This is a genomic window from Dietzia sp. IBK-p2-15D (assembly GCF_057773105.1).
Map to the genome: position 1 here is coordinate 1 of NZ_JBYMTK010000107.1, position 443 is coordinate 443.

Genomic DNA, 443 nt, shown 5'->3' on the forward strand with positions numbered 1-443 from the left:
TCCAAGACAAGAAACTAGGAGAGGTCGGATCGAGTACTAGATACTTGGAAAACAACTCAAGATCATACTTTTTAATGTCTCTTGGTCTGTGCTGATTAAAAAGATTATAACCTTGGTTGATGTAGAAATCGTAAAATCTTCGTTCAACTTTTACTTTATCAATATCAGAAAGATTGTTTTCTAGTATCTTAATTTCAAGTAAATCCTTAACATCTACGTGAATTTTTCTACGTGCTGACTTGTTAATAACAAACGGACGATCCTTGTTTCCAGACCCAATGTAACAGCAAGAGCCTGCAGGATGAAAATTACCTCCACTGTCTGTAAAATCCTGTTTTGCAAAATGTCCGTATACGCAAAAATCATCCATTCGTTTCTCCTTAACCAGTATTTTCCATGTTGTTTGAACTAGTGTCAGTGCTTGCTACTTCACTACTTGTACC

The 443-nt window shown here is 35.9% G+C and carries 1 protein-coding gene; it reads right to left on the reverse strand.

Annotated elements, in window-relative coordinates; all coding sequences use genetic code 11:
* A partial coding sequence (locus tag AC3DEV_RS17095; protein ID WP_488372890.1) for a hypothetical protein occupies positions 1–370 on the reverse strand: 370 nt, incomplete at its 3' end.
* Positions 371–443: the final 73 nt, after the last annotated feature.